Below are 18,345 nucleotides of genomic sequence, written 5' to 3'. Positions count from 1 at the left end.
GGATCCGCGTCATGGTGCGATTACTGACCACTGACAGCGCATATAACGAGCTTGGCAAGAATGACCTTGCCTATGCCCTGGATGCTGTTGAGAACGCCCTGGAAGATGCCTGTAATTGCTCTGGGGCGCTTACCGAGATGGTGACGCACGCGAAACCGTAATCAGATACGACCCCCCAACCGCAACCCCTGATCTTCGGATGCAGGGGTTTTTCTTTGAGCTGGCTTTGTTACCGTAACGGGTGGATGGCGTCTGGACGTGGGCAGCGCCAGCACAAAAATATCAGGCATTTTCGACAAACGCCTACACCACGCCTACACCGTGAACACCAGACAAAAATAAAGGCCCAAGCGAAACGCTCAAGCCTTTGATTTAATTGGTCGGGGCGATAGGATTCGAACCTACGACATCCTGCTCCCAAAGCAGGCGCGCTACCAAGCTGCGCTACGCCCCGTCGCGGCAGAGAATAGCGGCTTGGCGGGCCGGGGTCAATCCAGACGGGACAGTTTCCGACGCAGGCGGTCCAGTTCGGTGCGGGCCAGGGCGATACCATCATTCAGCCGCTGCCGTTCCCGGTCGCTCAGTTCCTTGCCTTTCTGGACCAGTTCTTCACTGTAAATGGCGATGGTGTCCAGTAATTCTTCCACTCGTTCGTTCATCCGTTCACGGGAAGCCACGACCCTGTCCCAGGCACGGTTGGCTTGATGGCGGATTTGTTCACGGGTGCGATCTCCCGCCTGAGGGGCAAACAGCAGGGCAGTTACAGCACCTGCGGCAGCACCGGCCAATAGGGCAATACCCAGGGCGCTGTAACCAAGACCGCCATTACTTTCGTTGTCGTAATCCATCATAGTCAGACTCCTTCATCAGGTGATGACAGTGGGGGCCTTGCGGCCCGTAAGTTGTTCGATGCGGGTCAGATCCTTGCCCAGGGTGATCAGATCACGCAGTACCCTTTGCGGATCAAGTTGTTGTCTTGCAGCATCCTGCTCCAGATGTTCATGGTAGATGCGGACGGTCGCGCCTTCGGTTCCGGTTCCGGACAAACGCACTATCAGCCGCGCGCCATCTTCAAACAGCAGGCGAATACCCTGATGGCTGCTGATGCTGCCATCTATGGGATCAGTATAAGCAAAATCATCGGCTTTTTGCACCACGCGCCCGGCCAGGGTTTGTCCCGCCAGTATGGGCAGCTGGGCGCTCAGCGGCTTCATGATTTCTTCGCCAGCACTGGCGGGGATATTCTCGTAATCATGGCGGGTGTAATAATGCCGTCCGAAATCCTGCCAATGTTGGACAACAATATCCGCTACGGATTTTCCGCTGGCCGCGATAATGGACAGCCAGGCCAGTACGGCCCAGAGCCCGTCTTTTTCGCGGACATGATCAGAACCCGTGCCAAAACTTTCTTCGCCACAGAAAGTGATTTTTCCGGCATCCAGAAGATTGCCGAAAAACTTCCAGCCCGTAGGCGTTTCATAATGAAGAATACCCAGGCGTTGCGCCACCACATCGGCCGCCTGGCTGGTGGGCATGGAGCGGGCTATGCCTTTCAGGCCCGCCTGATAGGCGGGAATGTGGGTGGCATTGGCGGCCAGTACGGCGAGGGAATCACTGGGAGTGACAAAAAAACCGCGTCCCAGAATCATGTTGCGATCGCCATCTCCGTCAGAGGCTGCGCCGAAGTCCGGTGCATCTTCCGCAAAAAGCGCGTCGGCCAGGGATTTGGCGTAAACCAGATTGGGATCAGGATGGCCACCACCAAAATCCGTCAGGGGAATGCCATTGATGACCGTTCCCTGGGCGGCACCCAGCTGATTTTCGAGGATTTCCCGGGCATAAGGGCCGGTGATGGCGTGCATGGCATCAAAGCGCATGCGGAAAGGGCCGGCAAACAGGCGTCGCAGCGCGTCGAAATCAAAAATGCGTGCCATGAGTGCCGCATAGTCGCTGACAGGATCGCAGACCTCAACCAGCATTTCGCCCAGTGAGAAACTGCCCTCATGATCAATATCCACATCGGCCGTGTCCAGAATCCGGTAGCTCTGGATGTTTTTGCTGCCCGCCCAGATGGTGTCTGTCATTTTTTCGGGAGCAGGGCCGCCATTGCTGATATTATATTTGATGCCAAAGTCGTGATCGGGGCCCGCCGGGTTATGGGAAGCGCTGAGGATGATGCCACCATGGGCATGGTGAGCGCGAATGACGGCGGAAACGGCTGGGGTGGAAAAAAGCCCGCCCCGGCCGACCATGACCTTACCCCAACCATTGGCGGCGGCCATCCTTAAAATGATCTGGATGGCTTCGCGGTTGAAAAACCGGCCATCCCCACCCAGCACCAGGGTTTTACCCATGCGATCCGGAATGGCTTCAAATATGGATTGGACAAAGTTTTCGAGATAATGGGGCTGCTGAAAAATGGTGACTTTCTTACGTAGCCCGGAAGTGCCCGGGCGTTGATCGGGAAAAGCCTGCGTAGGAATATTCAGCACCGCCATGGCACACCTCAGGGTTCCAGTGGTAAGTCGATAATGGTTGTTTGACGGCTGGCATCGGTACGAATCCAGGCTGTATAGCCGCCAATCTGCCAGGAGCTGACCACCGCGCCACCCGCTTCAATGGCTTTTTCGCTGGCACGGACCACGTCCGCATCACTGGCTTCATCCCAGTCGGCAGTGACATGGCGGCGGAGGAGTTCCTGGGGGTCCAGTTCCCCGGATTCAAATATGGCCTGGGCATCCGGAGACACGTAAATGGAGCCGAGTTCAAAGAGCATAGTTTTTTTCATGGTTCTCAAATTATAGCAGGAGGGAAAAAATCACAAGGCAAAACCTTGAGTACGTAAAAAATCCCGGCTGGGGCTGGCACACTGCTGCATCAAGGCAATCCGCTGGGGATTGTGCCGGGCACGACGCGCCCAGACTCTGGGTTGACTGAGGCCGGCAGCGGCATAAACCTGTTCGGAAGGGAAAAAACAGGTGCGCAGAAATTGCCGGAATACTTCGCGCAATACCGGGCTGATCATCTTCTTTTTCAGGGTGTTCATGGACTGGCTGCGCATCTGGATGGTGGTACGGGCAAAAGCCATGTGTCGTGCTTCTTCGCGCATGTGAACATGGGTAATGGCGAGGACCGCAGAAGGCAGATCCTTTTGAGAAAATATCAGACGATTCATCCGATCAGGTACGTCTTCACCAATCAGAATGGTCGCCCAGAAAGCCGCAGAGCCCTCTGGCGCGTAGCGGGCAAAAAGGCGGGCGAGGTGAGGGCGCTGACTGAGCGGGGTCATGAAAGGCAGGTGAGAGCGTTGCTGAAGCTCCAGAAACATGAGACTGTGCCCGACTTCTTCTCGCAATTCATGCAGTTGATAATGATATCCAAGGGGATCGCGATACATTTCCTGCAGAGAATTGGCACTCAGACGCTGAATGAACAGGGCTTCCAACCAGAGTCCCAGCTCACAGAAAGAGACGAATTCGACCTGGGACAGGCGGATGCGCTCCTCGGTGCTCAATTGCGCATATTCGGGCAAACCATACAGTGAAACCAGGGTTTCGGGGAGCCAGGCCTGTTCTTGAGACAGACTTTCCCAGGGCACGGTGCTGACAGGATCCCGATATTGACTGCTATGGGCAGACAAACGCTTGACCAGCGCGTCATGATGGCGTTGGATGCGGGCCTGTACAGGAAGGTTGGACGCAAAAGTCATACGCTATTGTGCCATGCTCTAGGAGACGCTCCAAGCTTTTAGCGGGCTGAGTCCCTTTGCCTGGCGCAGGGCAGACAGGGCGTCGCTGACCGAATAGCGGGCTTGCCAGCCCAGCACTAGTTGGGCCCGGCGAGTATCGACAATGAGTGGGTTTTCCAGAACCTGCAGCCAGCCCGGATCCCCGAGTCCCCGGCTGAAAGGCCGCAGGCTCCGGTGGAGTTGATGCAACTGTCGAGGATTAAAAGGTAAATGCCAGCGTCGCGGAATGCAGGACCAGGGTATAGGGTCGGAGGCGGCAATATTGAATATGCCCCCCTGGGGATGTTCCAACGCGGCTAACAGTGCATCGGCGGCATCGTCTTCATGCAGGCACTGGATGGGTAGATCCGGATGCTGCATACGCAGAGCGAAAGAACTGGTGGCAATGCTATTGACCAGCGGCTGACCGCGGGGGCCAATGATGGCATGCAGCCGCAGCCGGGTGACCGCCATTTCGGGGGTTTGAGCACAGAAGTCGTCCAGCCAGGATTCCAGGGCGGCCTTGTCTTCGCTGTAAGCAAAACCGGGTACGGGTCGGCAGGGCCAGCTTTCCTCCAGGGGCACAGGATTATCGGGCCAGGCTCCGTAGGCGGCTACACTACTGGTATAAATGACATGCCCTACACCTGCCCTGGCCGCCGCCTGAAAAAGATGCTGACTGCCATGTACGTTGACATCCTGCATTTCTTTGCGCCAGCGAGACTGCGGCCCCAGCTGGGTGCTGAGTACCATAAATGCCAGGTGGATGAGGCAATCCACTGCCGATAAATGTTGTGTCAGCTGCGGATCGCGAATATCGAGGGGTAGATAACGCATTTTGCGGGAGCGCAAGGCGGGTGCCCGGGTATCCAGCGCTATGACTTGTTCAATATCGGGATGCTGCAGGAGCTTCGGGAGCAGTGCAGCGGCCGTATGCCCTGCTGCGCCGGTAACCATGACCCGCATCAGTGATGATCCGGAGGACTCAGTGCAGGAATGACTTCTTCGGCCAGAAGCTGCAGGGAACGGCGGGTCACGGCGCTGGGCACCATCCCGGCTCCGACGGCTAGTATCAACCGATCGACGCCGGCACGGGCATATCGGGAGAGTTTTTTGCGACAGGTATCGGGATCACCGACTACGACCATGCCCATGCTTTCGAGCAGGCGTAAATTGAGGCCACGGCGCAGCAATGGCTCCAGAAAACCCAAGCGGTGGTAGTACTCGTAACTTTCCCGCAACTGTGCCAGTACCGGTCGGGTTTGATCCAGCAGGCGCTGATAATACCAGGTAAATCCTTCGGCGAGTCGTCTGGCTTCGGCAGCATCTTCCAGACAAAGACAGCCGATGGTCATGGCGAAGCCATTATTCTGTCCAGCCAGGAGAGGGCCGGAGCTGTGCTGTTTTTCCCAGCTTTTTTTGTAGGCGCGCAGGTCCTGTTTGATCATGAACCAGGGCTTGAAAGGGCCGGAGAGTACGCCTATGCCTTCCTGGGCCGCCCATTGAAAAGTGGCGGGACTGACAGCCGCTGTCCACAGCGGCGGATGGGGTTGCTGGATTGGTTTGGGAAGTATGTCGAGATCTTCAAACTGATAAAGTTTGCCCTGGTGGTTGAAAGCAGGCCCGCTGGCTTGGCGAAGAATCTGCAAGCCTTCCTGCATATGAAGACGGCTGTCGGCCATCTGGCTGCCAAACAATGCATATTCTTTGGGTGAAAACCCCCGACCAACGCCCAACTCCAGACGTCCCTGGCTGAGGATATCCAGGGCGGCCACCCGCTCGGCAACGCGGACTACATGGTTGTAGGGGAGGACCACCACTGCATGTCCCAGGCGCAGATGTTGGGTGCGCTGGCTGGCTGCCGCTAGAAAGACCTCGGGAGCGCTGGAGTGGGAATATTCGCGCATGAAATGATGTTCTACCAGCCAGGCGCCATGAAAGCCCAAGCTGTCAGCGAGGCTGAGTTCGTCCAGAGTTTCATGATAAACTTGGGCTTCGCTACGCCCCAGGTGGGCGGGAACCGCCAGTTCGTAAAAAAGATCAATTTTCACTGTTGAGGAGCCTCCGTGACCCCGATTGCATCTACGCCGCGCCAGATTGCCGAACGCTTGCAGATTGCCATTCTCACCTCAGAACAAATGCGCCTGCACTGGGAAGATGAAAGCACAGGCATCCATTATATGGAAGTCGTCATGCCCCTGGAATGGCAGGAGAGCCCGGAAGGCGATTATCTACTCTGCAAGGTGCTGGCAGAAAACCTGGAAGTGCGGGTGCGCGTCGACCTGATCCAGAATCTGCCGACGCCTGTAAAGTGAGGATAGCAGATCAAGGCTGCCCTGGTATTTTGGTTTTATGAATTTTCTGGAGATTCGAGCACTTGCGGAAAGATTTTTTCCCGATAATACGCCAGCTCATCAATAGACTCGCGGATGTCTGCGAGCGCTTCGTGTTTTTCCGCCTTGGGAAATTTTGGAAAACCCGGATACCAGCGGTATGTGAGTTCCTTGAGGGTGCTGACATCAATCATGCGGTAGTGAAAGAAGCGTTCCAGTCGCGGCATGAGACGGGCGAGAAAACGGCGGTCCTGACAAACGCTGTTGCCACAGATGGGCGAAGTACCAGCGCTCACATGGGCATGAAGAAAATCCAGAGTTTGGGTTTCCACCGCCTGGGTATCCAGACGACTTTCCCGCACCCGCTGAATGAGTCCCGATTGACCATGGGTACGTTGATTCCAGTCGTCCATCTGCTGCAGGACGGCGTCGGGGTGATGCACCGCTAGTACCGGCCCTTCGCAAATGATGCGGAGCTGGTTGTCGGTAACAATGCTGGCGATCTCCAGAATTTCATCCTGCTCGGGGTGCAGGCCGGTCATTTCCAGATCCACCCAGACCAGGCGCTGGTTTTTGGGGTCCATACGACATCCTTGTTGATCAAACAACATTAGTATATCATGGCAACCGCAATATAAAAAAAGACGGATCAAAGATCCGTCTAATAGCCGCAAAACAACCGCTACAAAACCGTTTGATACCTAAAGCACTGCGGCCTTCGGGCCGACGGTGCATAAAATTTAAACTGCGCTCCCTCTAAAGGTTTGGGTACTTTTGCCCTGACCATGGAATGTATAATATATTGTCATTGTTTCTGGAATATTTCCGCAAAAGCCTCCTGGAAGTTTATGGGAAGGCCGCGCTGTTATTTTCGCCATAAAAAAAGACGGATCAAAGATCCGTCTAATAGCCGCAAAACAACCGCTACAAACTTTTAAAAACAATACCCGGTGGTGCTTTTGTCTATCCGGGCCTGCTAAAAATGCGCTCCACTCACTCTTTTGGTTTGGGTACCGTTGCTGCCTATGGTGTTATAGTGCCTGATAAATATTTCGGGAATATTTCCTGATAAAATCCATCAAGACAAAGGCAAGTACAGGCGAGAGAGACTATGGCTGTTGTGCTGATAGTGGATGATGATCAAAGGCTTGCAGAAATGCTGCGGGAGTATCTCGAAGCGCAGGGCATGGCGGTTTTGCTGGCGGCCAATGGCCAACAGATGCGCCAGCAGCTGGCTGCAGGGCCTGTAGATGTGATGGTGCTGGACTGGATGCTGCCGGGGCAGGATGGCATCAGCCTCGCCAAAGAATTGCGCCAAAAAGAAGGTGGACCGCCTATTCTCATGCTCTCCGCCCGGGGCGAGGATGATGAGCGCATTCTCGGCCTGGAAAGTGGCGTCGATGATTATCTGGCCAAACCATTTAATGCTCGGGAACTATTAGCCCGTCTTCGGGTGCTGTTGCGGCGCAGTGGTAAGGATGAGGGAGCTGACAAGGTCGTATTTGGAGATTTTCGCTTGCAGATATCGGAGCGCCGTTTGTATCGGGAAGATGTCGAAGTAGATATCAACCCGGCGGAGATGGACTTGCTGCTGGTTTTTGCCCAACGCCCCAAGCGCATTTTGAGTCGGGATTTGTTGCTACAGTTACTGGGAGGCGAAGAGGATGGGCGTTTTGATCGCAGCATAGATGTCCGGGTTACCCGCTTGCGCAAGATTCTTGAGGAAAATCCCCGTCAGCCCCGCTTTTTACAGACCGAGCGCGGGACGGGTTACCGCTTTGTGCCGGCTCCCTGATGTTTCGGCGCGGCCGTAACCTGTTTTCACAAACTGCCTGGACCCTGGGGCCGGGCATAGTAGTTTTACAGATTCTCACTCTGGTGATTATTGTGTTGACCGTACTTTATCCCCTGGCTGAACGCTCTGCAGAGGATCTGGCCGGACTGATTGTGATCAGTGCGCAAACCTATCAAGAGCTTTCCCCCGCCGAGCGACCGGCCTTTCTGAAAAGGCTGAAGGCCGATAACGGCGTGGAGATTTCCGCGCAACTGGACCGCTCTATACGGCATACCCATGGTCATATATACGGCTGGCTTTTAAGCCAGGCTTTAAGTAAACGTCTGGGGAAACCGGTTCCCGTCGATGTGCTGGGGGGGGCGGTACGGACTTTCTGGGTACCGGTGAATATTTCCGGACAGACTATCTGGGTGCATTTTGATCGTGGACGTCTGGCTTCTTCCTTGCCTGTTGCCATGATTTTTGTCCTGGCCTTTTCGACACTGGCGCTGGTGCTTTTGACCATGATTCTGGTGCGACGGGTACTCCGGCCTTTGGGGGTCATTTCCCAGGCGCTGAGGGGTTCGCTCAAGGCGCCCCTGCCGACTTTACCCCCAGACGGGGCCTATGAATTTCAGAATATTCTCGACATTTTTGCCGAGTTGCGCACCCGCTTACAGGCCATGATTAATCATCAATCTTTGCTGCTCACCGGGATTTCCCATGATTTACGTTCACCTCTGGCGCGCTTGCGCATGGCCTGGGAGTTACTTCCGGAAAATACGTCAGCGCGCTTAAAGGAGGGAATGTTGCAGGATATTGAGCGTATGGATGCCCTGCTCGGACAATCCCTGGATCTGGGTCGCAGCATGGTAGCCAAGGTGGCCGATTTTGATTTGATGGTATTGATGGCAGAAGTGGGCGCCGAATTTGAGCGGACGGGGGGGCGCTGGCAAGCACAACTGCCACGCCGTTATCCATTTCGCGGGGATCGGGAAGCGCTGCGCCGTCTGTTATCCAATTTGCTGGATAATGCCATGCGCTATGGCGGCGGCGCAGTCCATGTGGAATTCAAAAAAATGCCGAATCAAGTGCTGATTCGCCTCTGTGATCAGGGTCCGGGCATTCCGGAAATGGAGATGGAAAAAGTATTTGAACCCTTTATTCGCCTGGATGATGCCAGAGGCCACGGTGAGGGGAGTGGCCTAGGTCTGGCTATTGCCAGACAACTGGCAGAAGCCCAGGGGATGCGTCTGCGCTTGCTGAATGGGGCCAGTGGTGGCTTATGTGCCGAATTATCCTGGTCAGTGTGAGAGTATTAAAATTTGGAGGTTGCGGGTTCAGGTATAACCGAGTTCTGCACTACTGATTTGGTGCTCCCAGAGCATCTTACCTGCAGTCGATTTGCAGCTCAGCAGCAGATGGCGATCCCTGCCTTTGCCAAGAAACGCGATGCTGCAGTAGTTTCGCGCCTCTACCAGTGTGCCGGGAACCCGATAGGGGTTGGCGTCGCCTCTGGCAGGGCTGGAATTGAGGGGAGAACTGGTGAGCTCCCAAAGGGGATAATCGTGCTTGCCTGAATAGCGGGGGCGCGTCCTGCGCATCAATTCGCTGATATGGCGGTCTCCCGAAAGAAACAGGAGTCCTTTGATGGGGTTATTCTGTAACCAATCCATAAAGTCCTGACGTTCTTCCGGATACAGATTCCAACCTTCGTAAGCGTCATCGTCGTTGAAGAGTTGGCCACCTGCCGCGATGATTTTGAAATGGGCCCGTGAACTCAGTAAGGCGTTTTTGAGCCAATCCATTTGGAGCTTGCCAAACATCTGCTTGCCCCGAGAGAGGGGCGCGGCGTCGGCGTCCCGGTACCAGCGATCATCCAGCAGGAAAAAGTCGGCATCGTTGAGCGTGCATTGAGTAAATACCCCTGGTGTTTCTGGCAGGCCATAGGCTGTATTGGCCCAGTAGTTTTCAAAAAGACGTAAGGCACTTTCTTTCAGGACGAAACTGCTATCGCTATCATTGGCGCCGTAATCATGGTCGTCCCAAATGGCAATCTGTCGGGTTGATTGCAGAAATTTCTGCAGCGGAGGAAAAGCGCGATCCGTCCAGTAGCGCATCGCCATGCCCGCAGGGCTTTGTATGTCGGCCTCGCGAAAATAGAGGTTATCTCCCAGCCAGATCATCATCTCCGCAGCTTCGGCCGTCATGGGATCATAGATCTCGTAACCGCCTCCATAAGCCTTACCCGGGCGGTCATATTGCGGGTCGTTGATATACGCGCAGGACCCGGTAAGGATTTTGAAATCCGGGGCAGGATGGCGCCATTGCCAAATGGCCGGGGTACGAACCTGAAAATTTTGGCTGTTTATCACCTTTCCATCCAGATGGATTTCTGTGTGGTAAGTGGTTCCGGGAACCAGATCATCCAGGGTAATTAAAGCCGTGTAGAATTTTCTGGCACTGGTCACGGATGGTTCGCTGAATTCACGTAACCGGGGCTGATTTTCTGGCCAGTATGCGATTTTAACCTCGGCAGGGCCCAGGGTTTGTAACCAGATGCTGGCAGAGCGTTGCGCAGGATAACCGGCCATGGGGCCGGCATGTAATTGCGTGGCTCTGGCCGGGACAGGCATGGCGAAAACGCGCATGGGCCAGGTGAGGCCAAGTCCTACACCGAGCCCTGCACCAAGGCTCGTACGGGTCAAAAAATTTCTACGCGTAATTGGCATTAATGTGCATCCTCTAATCGTTTTGATTGTTGAGCTTGAATTCTACCCAGATACTTAAATCAAAAAACTTGTCCTTCAGACCTGCCGGGACCATTGGTAATCTAGCTTCACGCAAGGCAGCAATGGCGGCTGAATCAAAAGCATTCATGCTGCCTTTTTGCAGAATCCTGATAGCACTGATCTGGCCGTCATGCAGACTGAAGTGCAGCAGAACCCGCCCGTTTTCCCCCAGCATTTTTGCTGATTCAGGAAACTGCACTGCAGCCTGGATAGCGCCTTTCACCTGGGCCAGATAATCCTCCCGCACGGCCGGACTTGCTGGTGCAGGGCTCGGGGGTGGTGGTGGAGTCACGATTGCTTTGGGCGTAGGGGCCTCCACCGGGCTGGGCAATGGGCTCGGTGGTAGAGGGAGTTTTTCGGCCGCCTTGATTACAGGCTGTGGGGCTGGTCGCGGGGCAGGGTGCGGTATTGGCTTCGATACCGGTTTGGGAACCGGCTGGGGCTGTACCTTGGGTTTGGGAAGTGGGGGTAGAGGCTTTGCTGGAGCGGGGGGGACCAGGCTGATGCTAACAGGAGCCTGTACTGCTGCCGGCGGCGGTGTCTGATCAGCGCTTCTCCATATAATCAAGGCAAGAAAAGACAATTCTATTACGGCTGCAAGCAGGAGCGCTTTGTGTTGACCGTGAGCCGTCGGTGCTTTGACCAGTTCTCCGAGCGATCGCAGATCTGTGGTCATCATGACACCGGTTTGGCGGCCAGGCCGATGGCAGTAACCCCCGCATGACGACAGGCATCCATCACTTTGACTAGAGCTTGAATGTCCGCACCTTTGTCTGCGGCTATGGTCACCTGGGTTTCCGAAGGGTTACCTTGACGTAATTGGGCTTCAAGCTCCGCCAGAGTGATGCTTTTATCTTGGAACTCCAGACTGCCATCGGCATGCAGGGTCAGTATGACTTTGGGTTTGGGGAGTTCCTGGGAAGAGCTGGAGCCCGGAAGATGGGCAGGCAGTCCCTGGCTGGGGATCATGTGTACCGTGATCATAATAAAGAAAATCAGCAAAAAGAGCATAATATCGATCATCGGAATGATCTCGACCCGCCCCTTTTTCATTTCCAGGTATTGCATGGCTCAAGCCTCTTTCGCCGCATAAATGACGGGCTGCACTTCACTGCTGGACAGGGCATGACTGTGGTCTAAACCCGACAAACGGTTGATGAGCATACTGCGCAGGGTTTCCATTTGATGCACGACAAAGCGCATCTGGTTCTGCAATCCGTTAAAACTGACGAGGCCGATAATAGCGATAACCAGACCTGCCGCTGTGGCCATCAGGGCTTCCGCGACACTGCCGGTGATGGCCGTAGGATTGTTGGCCACATTATTGAGTATCTGGAATGCATGAAACATACCGATGATGGTACCCAGCAGGCCCAGGAGTGGCGCTAGAGTGACCGTGGTGTCCAGTAGCCACAGGCGCTTATCCAGTAGTGGAACCTGACGCATGACCGCTTCTTGTAGGATTTCCGAAAGCTGTGCGCTGTCCTTGATGTTTGGAAAACGGATAGGAACCTGGAGAAGGGCGCGAAATGGAAACTCTGCTGATTCTGCCAGTGGGCGCAGATTTTGTTCCTTAATGTCGGGAAGTTGTTCCAGAGCAAGGGCGGTTTTTTCACCCAGACGACTCATGCGGTTCAAAAATAGAAAACGCTCAATACTGACCCATAATACAATCAGCAGCAGCAAAGGCATGATGTAGAGGATGCCGCCGGATTTGGCGGCGATACTGGCAATCATTGAAAAGTCCATGTGTATATCTCTCGTAAATGAATCTCTCTGGATGTTTCCAGAGAGATGAGTTTTAGATGACGCTTGTTTAAAAAGTGGCTTGAATGGTTGCGTACACGTTGGTGGGTAGGTTGAGTTTCAGGTTAGGATTACTGCTGCTGCCGGTGTAACTCTGCACAAATCGGCGATCAAACAGATTATTCAGATTCAGGCTTGCCGTGACATTCTTGAAGCCCAGAGCTTGTCCCAGAGGGGCATTTCTGAATGTGTAACGTAAAGAGGCATCCGCGAAGAAACGACTCCCCAAGGGCAGAAATTTTCCACCCAGATTGTAGTAGGACTGTCCCATTTCATGGAGTGATACTGTCGCCCGCAGGCCGTGATAACGGGCGATCAATCCCAGTGCCTCAGTGTGATGGGGGGCGTAGGGGAAAGGTTGGTTTGAAGAAGTAAGACGGGCATCCAGAATTCCAAAATTGGCATAGGCACTGAATATATCGTTCAGGACCACGTTATTTTGCCAGGAAATCCCCTGATTGATGGCAGTTCCAGCATTGGCAAGAACCGTCTGATTGAGCGAACCAACCAGAATGGTGGTGCTCAATATATAGTTCTGGAAGTCCACTCGGAAAGCCTGGAGACTGGAACTCCAAGGGCCAACATCCCAATGGGTGCCGACGCTATAGGTGCTGGCCTTTTGCGGCTTGAGTTCAGCATTGTAGGTGCCCGTGTAAAACTGGTTATATCCCGGCGGGTTGGTGTTTTGGGTGAAATTGGCAAAGGCATGCCAGTGCTGGTTGATGCGCAGATTGGCGCCGACGGAAGGCAGTACTGAGCCGAAATTGACATTGAATTGCCCCGGTTTGTTCTGAGCGAGCGCCACAGTGTCTTTGAAGTCACGGGTAACGTAGAGATACTTGAAACCGGCGGAGAGGGTCAAATCATTGACAGGTTTTACAGTGAGATTGACATATGGCTGGTAGGTGTTGGTAACTACGGGTTCACTATAAGAGGAACCCAGATAGACGTTGCTGGCACTCAAATATCTGGAGTCATGCAAAGTGTTGTTGTGGTTGAACCAGAATCCCAGCTCGGTACTGACCGGGCCTACTGGATATACGATTTTTGCCAGGTTGCCCCAACGATGAGTATTATTGACACTATTGCGCAGCAAAACGCCATTTCGTGCAGGGGAAAACCTGCCAATGTTACCCGAAGGGGTCAGCAAAGTTTGGGTGTAAGTGGTCGCACTTGCGCTGAAACCATCTCCATAATAATAATACAACTGATCAGAAAACTTGAGCTTGCCAAGCTCGCCTTCATATTTCGCATAACCCAACCAGTTCAGATATTGATTGTAGTTGTATCCCGTATAATTATAATTGGCTTTGCCGTCTGGTAGTAAAGGATTGCTGGTATAGCTGTTGTAATCCTGACCATATTGGGCTATTTGGGCTGCTGTGGCGCCGTTGTAATAGTTGAAACGCTGATTGTTCTGTGAAAAAAACAGGGTCAGGGCACCAGGACCAATTTGCGTAACAGATTTGAATAAAAACTGATTCTGCAGTGCGCCATTGTTTTGAAAGTAGCCATCCCGCTGAATTTTGTTGACATATAACCAGGCAGAGGTGGGCGCAAAGTTTTTGGCAAAAAGACCGGTGTTAATGAGTCCACCGACATTGTATTTGCCGAAGGATCCGGCGCCGACAATCGGCCTTACGAAAGGAAAGGGAGAAGGCTTCAGGCTGAAAGTTTCTACAGAGCCACCAAAGGCTGAAAGCCCGGGAATCGCTGCAGACTCAGCACCGGGATAATATTTGGTACCGGCAACCAATACGGAAGGGATGAACTCATTGGTATAGTATGTATAACTGTCATTGTCATTCAACGGTATACCGTCCAGGGTAAAATTGATGAGGGATTTACCAAAACCATTGATGTAAACATCATCTCCATCCATGCTGTCACCGCTGCTGACGACCATGGCGTTGGGCATATTATTCAGTACCTGGGTGTAGGAGTCGGTAGGTGCCAGCATTTCAAATTGGCCGCGCGTAATCAGGGTTTCCTGGTTGGTGGCATTCTTGTTGAACTTCTGGATGCGCTGGATGTCACTTTTGGGCGTCTTACCTGTGTTGACATTGGGCGCGCTACCAAAAAAATTGTTGCTGGCGGAAGCGGTACCGGTTACCGTGCCTAGAGACTGATCGTCCGCTGCGGCGATGGCGCTGTTGAGGGTTGCCGTAGTACTGATAATGGCAAGATAAAGGATTTTTCGACGTAGAATGATCATGAAGTTAGCTCCCTTCCGTGAGTGATTGCTATAAAATTCACAGGACAAAACTAATCATTCCCCCTCGCTAAGATAGGGAAGATGATTGATGATGTTTGTACGGTAGTAGCGGGTTGACGCTCAGTTGTTTTGTTATGTGAAACTAATATACAAAGCGAATGTGACAGTATGATGACAGTTTTGTGAACCTTTTATGACAGGTTTGCGGTGCTGTCCGGCAAGGTGCACCTAGTCCGGTCGTAAAGCTCTTGATGGCCATGGGACATAGGGCTATACTTCACTGGCTATTTTGCCGGGATGGCGGAACTGGTAGACGCGCCGGACTCAAAATCCGGTGGTGGTGACATCGTGTCGGTTCGAGTCCGACTCTCGGTACCAAATTGTGAATGAAATAGGCCCGGTTCATCCGGGCTTTTCTGTATTTGGCTGCTTTGGCCGATTGGAGGAGCTTATAAATGGTCAATCAAAAACGTCTTTCCCTGGTGGCTCTGGCCGCAGTAATCGCAACCTTGCCCCTCAGTGGTTGTGTGGCACTATTGGCTGCGGGAGCTGGTGGTGGAGCAGTGGCTTATGTGGAAAACGGTGGCGTTGCCAATTTTTATGCTTATTATCCGGCTTCCATGAATCGGGTGAGTGCGGCCTCCCAGGCAGCGTTTGCCGATATGGGCATTCGCTACAATGGTGAACTACGGAAAACGCCTTCAGATTATGTATTGGAAGGAAGCACTGCTGAAGGGGACACAGTTCGGGTGACCCTGACCTCCATGGCGACCAAGGTTACCAAGGCGAATATCCGCATTGGTACTTTCGGTAATAAGCCCCAGTCCTTGCAGTTCCAGAAACTGCTGTCTCAGCATCTGGGCCTGGCTGCCAGTGCAACTGCTCCCGTGGGCCTTGCTACTCCCCAGGCGAATACGCCTGTTGTGACGACGCCTCCGCAGCAGCCTGCCCAGGAGACCATTCCGCTCCAGTAACTTTGCCGGTCAGTCTTCCTGTCACAAAAGTGTCATAAAAAGTTCATAAAATCGTCATATTCGGGGTGTAGCCTATCGTAAGGTCCAGACTAGAAAGGAGACCACGATGGCTACACCGCAAAACACTGCAACCCAAAACAATGTGGCAGAGGCCCTGAACTCTGTCAGTTTCAGTCCTTTTCACCTTAAAGCCATGTTTGCATCCGCCATGGGCTTTTTTACTTCCGCATACGATCTTTTCATTATTGGCACCGCGCTGGTACTCATCAAAAGCCAATGGCATCTGGGTGCTGCCGAAGTGGGATTGGTTGGTTCCATTTCCTTGATTGCCACTTTTGTGGGTGCCTATGTATTCGGCACCCTGGCTGATCGTTTGGGTCGTAAAGCCATTTATGGCCTCGAAGCCTTATTGATGACAGTGGGGGCTCTGTTGTCGGCTTTTGCGCCGGATGTGACGGTGCTGTTGATCGCCCGCGTTATTCTGGGGCTGGGCATCGGCGGAGATTATCCTCTGTCGGCGGTATTGATGAGCGAATATGCCAACGTCAAGTCCCGGGGACGGATGGTCAGTCTGGTGTTTTCCGCCCAGGCCATTGGTCTGGTGACGGGCCCGGTGGTCGCCCTGACCTTGCTGGCGGCGGGTGTCAATCATGATCTGGCCTGGCGCTTGATGCTGGGCTTGGGCGCGTTACCCGCTGCAGCTGTCATTTATATCCGCAGGACCCTCCCCGAATCCCCGCGCTGGTTGGCTCGAGTCAAGGGGGATGCGGCAGCGGCCAGCAAGCAATTGGCTTCATTCAGTCTGGGCACCGCAACGGCTACGGTCCAAGACAAGTTGGTGAAGCAGCCATTGAGCCGCTATTGGTTGACCCTGCTCGGTACGGCAGGTGGCTGGTTCATGTTTGACTATGCTTATTACGGGAACACGATATCGACGCCCATGATCATGGCCCATATTGCTCCCCATGCGGATGTGGTGACCAGTACGGCTCTGAGCCTGATGGTGTTTGCCATTGCTGCCGTTCCCGGTTATTTTCTTGCCGCTTTCACGATTGATCGGGTGGGACACAAGATGCTGCAGATGTTGGGCTTCTTTGTCATGGGGCTGATGTTTTTGCTCATTGGCGCATTCCCAGTTTTGACGGAGTCCGTGGGGGTTTTTCTGGTGCTGTATGGCCTTTCCTATTTTTTTGCGGAATATGGCCCGAATACGACGACCTTTGTTCTGGCTGCCGAACTGTTTCCGGTGAATTTGCGCACTACCGGACATGGCTTGTCTGCGGGAACGGCAAAAGTAGGCGCATTTCTGGGTGCTCTGGTTTTCCCGATATTGCTGCATGATTATGGTTTACATGGCACTCTGATGATCACCTTCTTTTTCTCCGTGGCCGGGTTATTACTGACAGCTTTCTGCCTCAAGGAGCCTTCGGGGAAATCTCTCGAGGAAGCCAGTGGGGAAGATGTGGTGGTGCCGTTACGCAGAAACAAGCCAACAGGAATGATGCCCTCCTGAACGTAAGCTGACTGAAGTGCGGGCAGGCAATGGACGCCTGCCTTTTCCGAAAAATAGTTTTACGAAAAGGATAAAAACAGAGTATTTATTATAATGCATGGTCTTATATGAAAATTAAGTCAACCTATAATTATCAGGAGCGAATATGTTTTATACCCTGATCGGTGGGGTACTGCATCATGCCTTGCATTTGAGTGATGCCTTATTATTAATGACGGCGGCCAGAGCCGAGGCAGTCAATCCTGTTTCCGGATCCAGAATACTGGTGCTGGCCTCCGAGCCTTCTCCCGACAAGCTGACTTTGCGTTTGCAGCGTTCAGGTGCGCACGTCAAAATCCTTGCGGCTCATGCGGTGGAAGTGGCTAACACCCTCAAGCGCTGGCAACCCGGATTACTGATCATGAAAGACTGGTCACCAAATATGGCTCCCTGGCTGAATGAATTACTCGCTTTGCCAGGCTGTGTACACATATCCATACTCGTCATGGGTGTGGATGACGAGGAACATGCCATGTCAGCACTGGATGCCGGGGCGAGTACTTATTTGTCCAGCACTGTTGCAGAATCCATTTTTCTGGCACAAGTCGCTGCCCTGTTAAAAAACACGCAACATTGGGAATCCACGGAAGTCAGGCAAGAGCCGCATATCTGGATCAATCCGGGTAGTAGTCGGGTATGGCTGAATGGATCCGAAATTAGACTAAGTCGCCGTTTGTTTCGGTTTTTACATTATCTGGCTCTGCACCCGGATCGCACTTTCAGTCCTCAAGAAATATCCCATATATTAAGTGATGGACAAAAATTCATTCAGGAAAACTCCATCGCCGCCCAGGTACATCGATTGCGTAAAATCATGGATGAGGCAGGTGCTGGAGAATGGCTGGAAACCGTTCATGGTTTTGGTTATCGCTTAAATTTGCCGGAAAAAATTTGATTTGATGTAAATTTGTCATAAAAGCTTCATAAAACTGTCACATTACTTTGTTATGGTAGCACCTTCATTGTTACAAGGTGCTCTCTGATGAATCTCTCCTATCTCATTCACCTCGCCAATTATTCGGACGGGGTTTTGTACATTCTGGGTCTAATGCTGCTGGTGGAGCTGGCGGTGATGGTCGATCGTTTCTGGTATTTGCGGCGCACGATTCTGCGCGGTCTGGTGTTTGTTCAGGAACTGGGGCGCCACGGACGTCTGGATCGGGAAGCCCTGA

At 53.2% G+C, this 18,345-nt stretch carries 18 protein-coding genes, 2 tRNA genes and 1 pseudogene; 8 read left to right on the top strand and 13 right to left on the bottom strand.

Annotated elements, in window-relative coordinates; genetic code table 11:
- Window positions 1–377: 377 nt before the first annotated feature.
- From AC2VLR_RS06255 to AC2VLR_RS06225, 7 genes are all read right to left on the bottom strand, one after another.
- A tRNA-Pro gene (locus AC2VLR_RS06255) sits at window positions 378–454 on the bottom strand.
- A gap of 34 nt (window positions 455–488) precedes the next feature.
- A complete protein-coding gene (locus AC2VLR_RS06250; protein WP_486881350.1) occupies window positions 489–851 on the bottom strand; it encodes a YtxH domain-containing protein in 363 nt (120 codons plus the stop codon).
- A 15-nt stretch (window positions 852–866) separates the two neighbouring features.
- Entirely contained in the window at window positions 867–2,498 is a 1,632-nt protein-coding gene (locus AC2VLR_RS06245) for an alpha-D-glucose phosphate-specific phosphoglucomutase (RefSeq protein ID WP_486881349.1), read from the bottom strand.
- An 8-nt stretch (window positions 2,499–2,506) separates the two neighbouring features.
- The gene (locus AC2VLR_RS06240; RefSeq protein ID WP_101537077.1) at window positions 2,507–2,788 is read right to left on the bottom strand and encodes a hypothetical protein; all 282 of its coding nucleotides are present in this window, start codon (window positions 2,786–2,788) and stop codon (window positions 2,507–2,509) included.
- A gap of 30 nt (window positions 2,789–2,818) precedes the next feature.
- Window positions 2,819–3,709 carry a diiron oxygenase gene (locus tag AC2VLR_RS06235; protein WP_486881348.1) on the bottom strand — a complete coding sequence of 297 codons (891 nt, stop codon included), beginning with the start codon at window positions 3,707–3,709 and terminating at the stop codon, window positions 2,819–2,821.
- An 18-nt stretch (window positions 3,710–3,727) separates the two neighbouring features.
- A complete protein-coding gene (locus AC2VLR_RS06230; RefSeq protein ID WP_486881346.1) occupies window positions 3,728–4,693 on the bottom strand; it encodes an NAD-dependent epimerase/dehydratase family protein in 966 nt (321 codons plus the stop codon).
- A complete protein-coding gene (locus AC2VLR_RS06225; protein ID WP_486881345.1) occupies window positions 4,693–5,778 on the bottom strand; it encodes an LLM class flavin-dependent oxidoreductase in 1,086 nt (361 codons plus the stop codon). Before AC2VLR_RS06225 ends, AC2VLR_RS06230 begins: the two co-directional genes overlap by 1 nt.
- 15 nt (window positions 5,779–5,793) lie before the next feature.
- Here AC2VLR_RS06225 and AC2VLR_RS06220 point away from each other — a divergent pair, with 15 nt between their 5' ends.
- The gene (locus AC2VLR_RS06220) at window positions 5,794–6,042 is read left to right on the top strand and encodes a hypothetical protein (protein WP_486881344.1); all 249 of its coding nucleotides are present in this window, start codon (window positions 5,794–5,796) and stop codon (window positions 6,040–6,042) included.
- Between the two features lie 35 nt (window positions 6,043–6,077).
- On the opposite strand, the gene orn is transcribed toward AC2VLR_RS06220, so the two are convergent.
- Window positions 6,078–6,644, bottom strand: a complete 567-nt coding sequence (gene orn, locus AC2VLR_RS06215) for an oligoribonuclease (protein ID WP_486881343.1) — start codon at window positions 6,642–6,644, stop codon at window positions 6,078–6,080.
- Window positions 6,645–7,171: 527 nt separating this feature from the next.
- Between orn and AC2VLR_RS06210 the strand changes: the two genes are divergently transcribed.
- Window positions 7,172–7,855, top strand: a complete 684-nt coding sequence (locus AC2VLR_RS06210; protein ID WP_215844706.1) for a response regulator — start codon at window positions 7,172–7,174, stop codon at window positions 7,853–7,855.
- Complete coding sequence (locus tag AC2VLR_RS06205) at window positions 7,855–9,147, top strand: sensor histidine kinase (RefSeq protein ID WP_486881342.1); 1,293 nt, start codon at window positions 7,855–7,857, stop codon at window positions 9,145–9,147. Before AC2VLR_RS06210 ends, AC2VLR_RS06205 begins: the two co-directional genes overlap by 1 nt.
- Window positions 9,148–9,174: 27 nt before the next feature.
- Here the strand turns inward: AC2VLR_RS06205 and AC2VLR_RS06200 are convergent, their stop codons facing one another.
- The 5 genes from AC2VLR_RS06200 to AC2VLR_RS06180 form a co-directional block, all read right to left on the bottom strand.
- Entirely contained in the window at window positions 9,175–10,566 is a 1,392-nt protein-coding gene (locus AC2VLR_RS06200) for an alkaline phosphatase D family protein (RefSeq protein WP_486881341.1), read from the bottom strand.
- Between the two features lie 13 nt (window positions 10,567–10,579).
- Window positions 10,580–10,873 carry a TonB family protein gene (locus AC2VLR_RS06195; RefSeq protein WP_486881340.1) on the bottom strand — a complete coding sequence of 98 codons (294 nt, stop codon included), beginning with the start codon at window positions 10,871–10,873 and terminating at the stop codon, window positions 10,580–10,582.
- A 428-nt stretch (window positions 10,874–11,301) separates the two neighbouring features.
- Window positions 11,302–11,694, bottom strand: a complete 393-nt coding sequence (locus AC2VLR_RS06190; protein ID WP_486881339.1) for an ExbD/TolR family protein — start codon at window positions 11,692–11,694, stop codon at window positions 11,302–11,304.
- A gap of 3 nt (window positions 11,695–11,697) precedes the next feature.
- Window positions 11,698–12,375, bottom strand: a complete 678-nt coding sequence (locus AC2VLR_RS06185) for a MotA/TolQ/ExbB proton channel family protein (RefSeq protein ID WP_486881338.1) — start codon at window positions 12,373–12,375, stop codon at window positions 11,698–11,700.
- Between the two features lie 67 nt (window positions 12,376–12,442).
- A complete protein-coding gene (locus AC2VLR_RS06180; RefSeq protein ID WP_486881337.1) occupies window positions 12,443–14,647 on the bottom strand; it encodes a TonB-dependent receptor in 2,205 nt (734 codons plus the stop codon).
- Window positions 14,648–14,938: 291 nt separating this feature from the next.
- Between AC2VLR_RS06180 and AC2VLR_RS06175 the strand changes: the two genes are divergently transcribed.
- From AC2VLR_RS06175 to AC2VLR_RS06155, 5 genes and pseudogenes are all read left to right on the top strand, one after another.
- Window positions 14,939–15,025, top strand: a tRNA-Leu gene (locus AC2VLR_RS06175).
- A gap of 77 nt (window positions 15,026–15,102) precedes the next feature.
- Entirely contained in the window at window positions 15,103–15,621 is a 519-nt protein-coding gene (locus AC2VLR_RS06170; protein WP_486881336.1) for a DUF3568 family protein, read from the top strand.
- A gap of 106 nt (window positions 15,622–15,727) precedes the next feature.
- Window positions 15,728–17,134, top strand: a complete 1,407-nt coding sequence (locus tag AC2VLR_RS06165; RefSeq protein WP_486881335.1) for an MFS transporter — start codon at window positions 15,728–15,730, stop codon at window positions 17,132–17,134.
- A gap of 145 nt (window positions 17,135–17,279) precedes the next feature.
- The gene (locus AC2VLR_RS06160; RefSeq protein WP_486881334.1) at window positions 17,280–18,068 is read left to right on the top strand and encodes a winged helix-turn-helix transcriptional regulator; all 789 of its coding nucleotides are present in this window, start codon (window positions 17,280–17,282) and stop codon (window positions 18,066–18,068) included.
- Between the two features lie 87 nt (window positions 18,069–18,155).
- Window positions 18,156–18,345: pseudogene (locus AC2VLR_RS06155) on the top strand (MotA/TolQ/ExbB proton channel family protein); the annotation flags it as partial.

The sequence above is a fragment of the Acidithiobacillus sp. TH-A117 genome (assembly GCF_057473465.1).
The sequence above is the reverse complement of the archived record's forward strand: the minus strand, read 5'-3'. Positions and strand labels throughout refer to the sequence as shown.

Bases quoted from the DNA above. Each gene is read 5' to 3' on its own strand.
- AC2VLR_RS06205 (WP_486881342.1), top strand. From the start codon at position 7,855: ATGTTTCGGCGCGGCCGTAACCTGTTTTCACAAACTGCCTGGACCCTG.
- AC2VLR_RS06165 (WP_486881335.1), top strand. From the start codon at position 15,728: ATGGCTACACCGCAAAACACTGCAACCCAAAACAATGTGGCAGAGGCC.
- AC2VLR_RS06160 (WP_486881334.1), top strand. From the start codon at position 17,280: ATGTTTTATACCCTGATCGGTGGGGTACTGCATCATGCCTTGCATTTG.
- orn (WP_486881343.1), bottom strand. From the start codon at position 6,644: ATGGACCCCAAAAACCAGCGCCTGGTCTGGGTGGATCTGGAAATGACC.
- AC2VLR_RS06200 (WP_486881341.1), bottom strand. From the start codon at position 10,566: ATGCCAATTACGCGTAGAAATTTTTTGACCCGTACGAGCCTTGGTGCA.
- AC2VLR_RS06240 (WP_101537077.1), bottom strand. From the start codon at position 2,788: ATGAAAAAAACTATGCTCTTTGAACTCGGCTCCATTTACGTGTCTCCG.
- AC2VLR_RS06230 (WP_486881346.1), bottom strand. From the start codon at position 4,693: ATGCGGGTCATGGTTACCGGCGCAGCAGGGCATACGGCCGCTGCACTG.
- AC2VLR_RS06180 (WP_486881337.1), bottom strand. From the start codon at position 14,647: ATGATCATTCTACGTCGAAAAATCCTTTATCTTGCCATTATCAGTACT.
- AC2VLR_RS06250 (WP_486881350.1), bottom strand. From the start codon at position 851: ATGATGGATTACGACAACGAAAGTAATGGCGGTCTTGGTTACAGCGCC.
- AC2VLR_RS06245 (WP_486881349.1), bottom strand. From the start codon at position 2,498: ATGGCGGTGCTGAATATTCCTACGCAGGCTTTTCCCGATCAACGCCCG.
- AC2VLR_RS06185 (WP_486881338.1), bottom strand. From the start codon at position 12,375: ATGGACTTTTCAATGATTGCCAGTATCGCCGCCAAATCCGGCGGCATC.
- AC2VLR_RS06170 (WP_486881336.1), top strand. From the start codon at position 15,103: ATGGTCAATCAAAAACGTCTTTCCCTGGTGGCTCTGGCCGCAGTAATC.
- AC2VLR_RS06210 (WP_215844706.1), top strand. From the start codon at position 7,172: ATGGCTGTTGTGCTGATAGTGGATGATGATCAAAGGCTTGCAGAAATG.
- AC2VLR_RS06190 (WP_486881339.1), bottom strand. From the start codon at position 11,694: ATGCAATACCTGGAAATGAAAAAGGGGCGGGTCGAGATCATTCCGATG.
- AC2VLR_RS06235 (WP_486881348.1), bottom strand. From the start codon at position 3,709: ATGACTTTTGCGTCCAACCTTCCTGTACAGGCCCGCATCCAACGCCAT.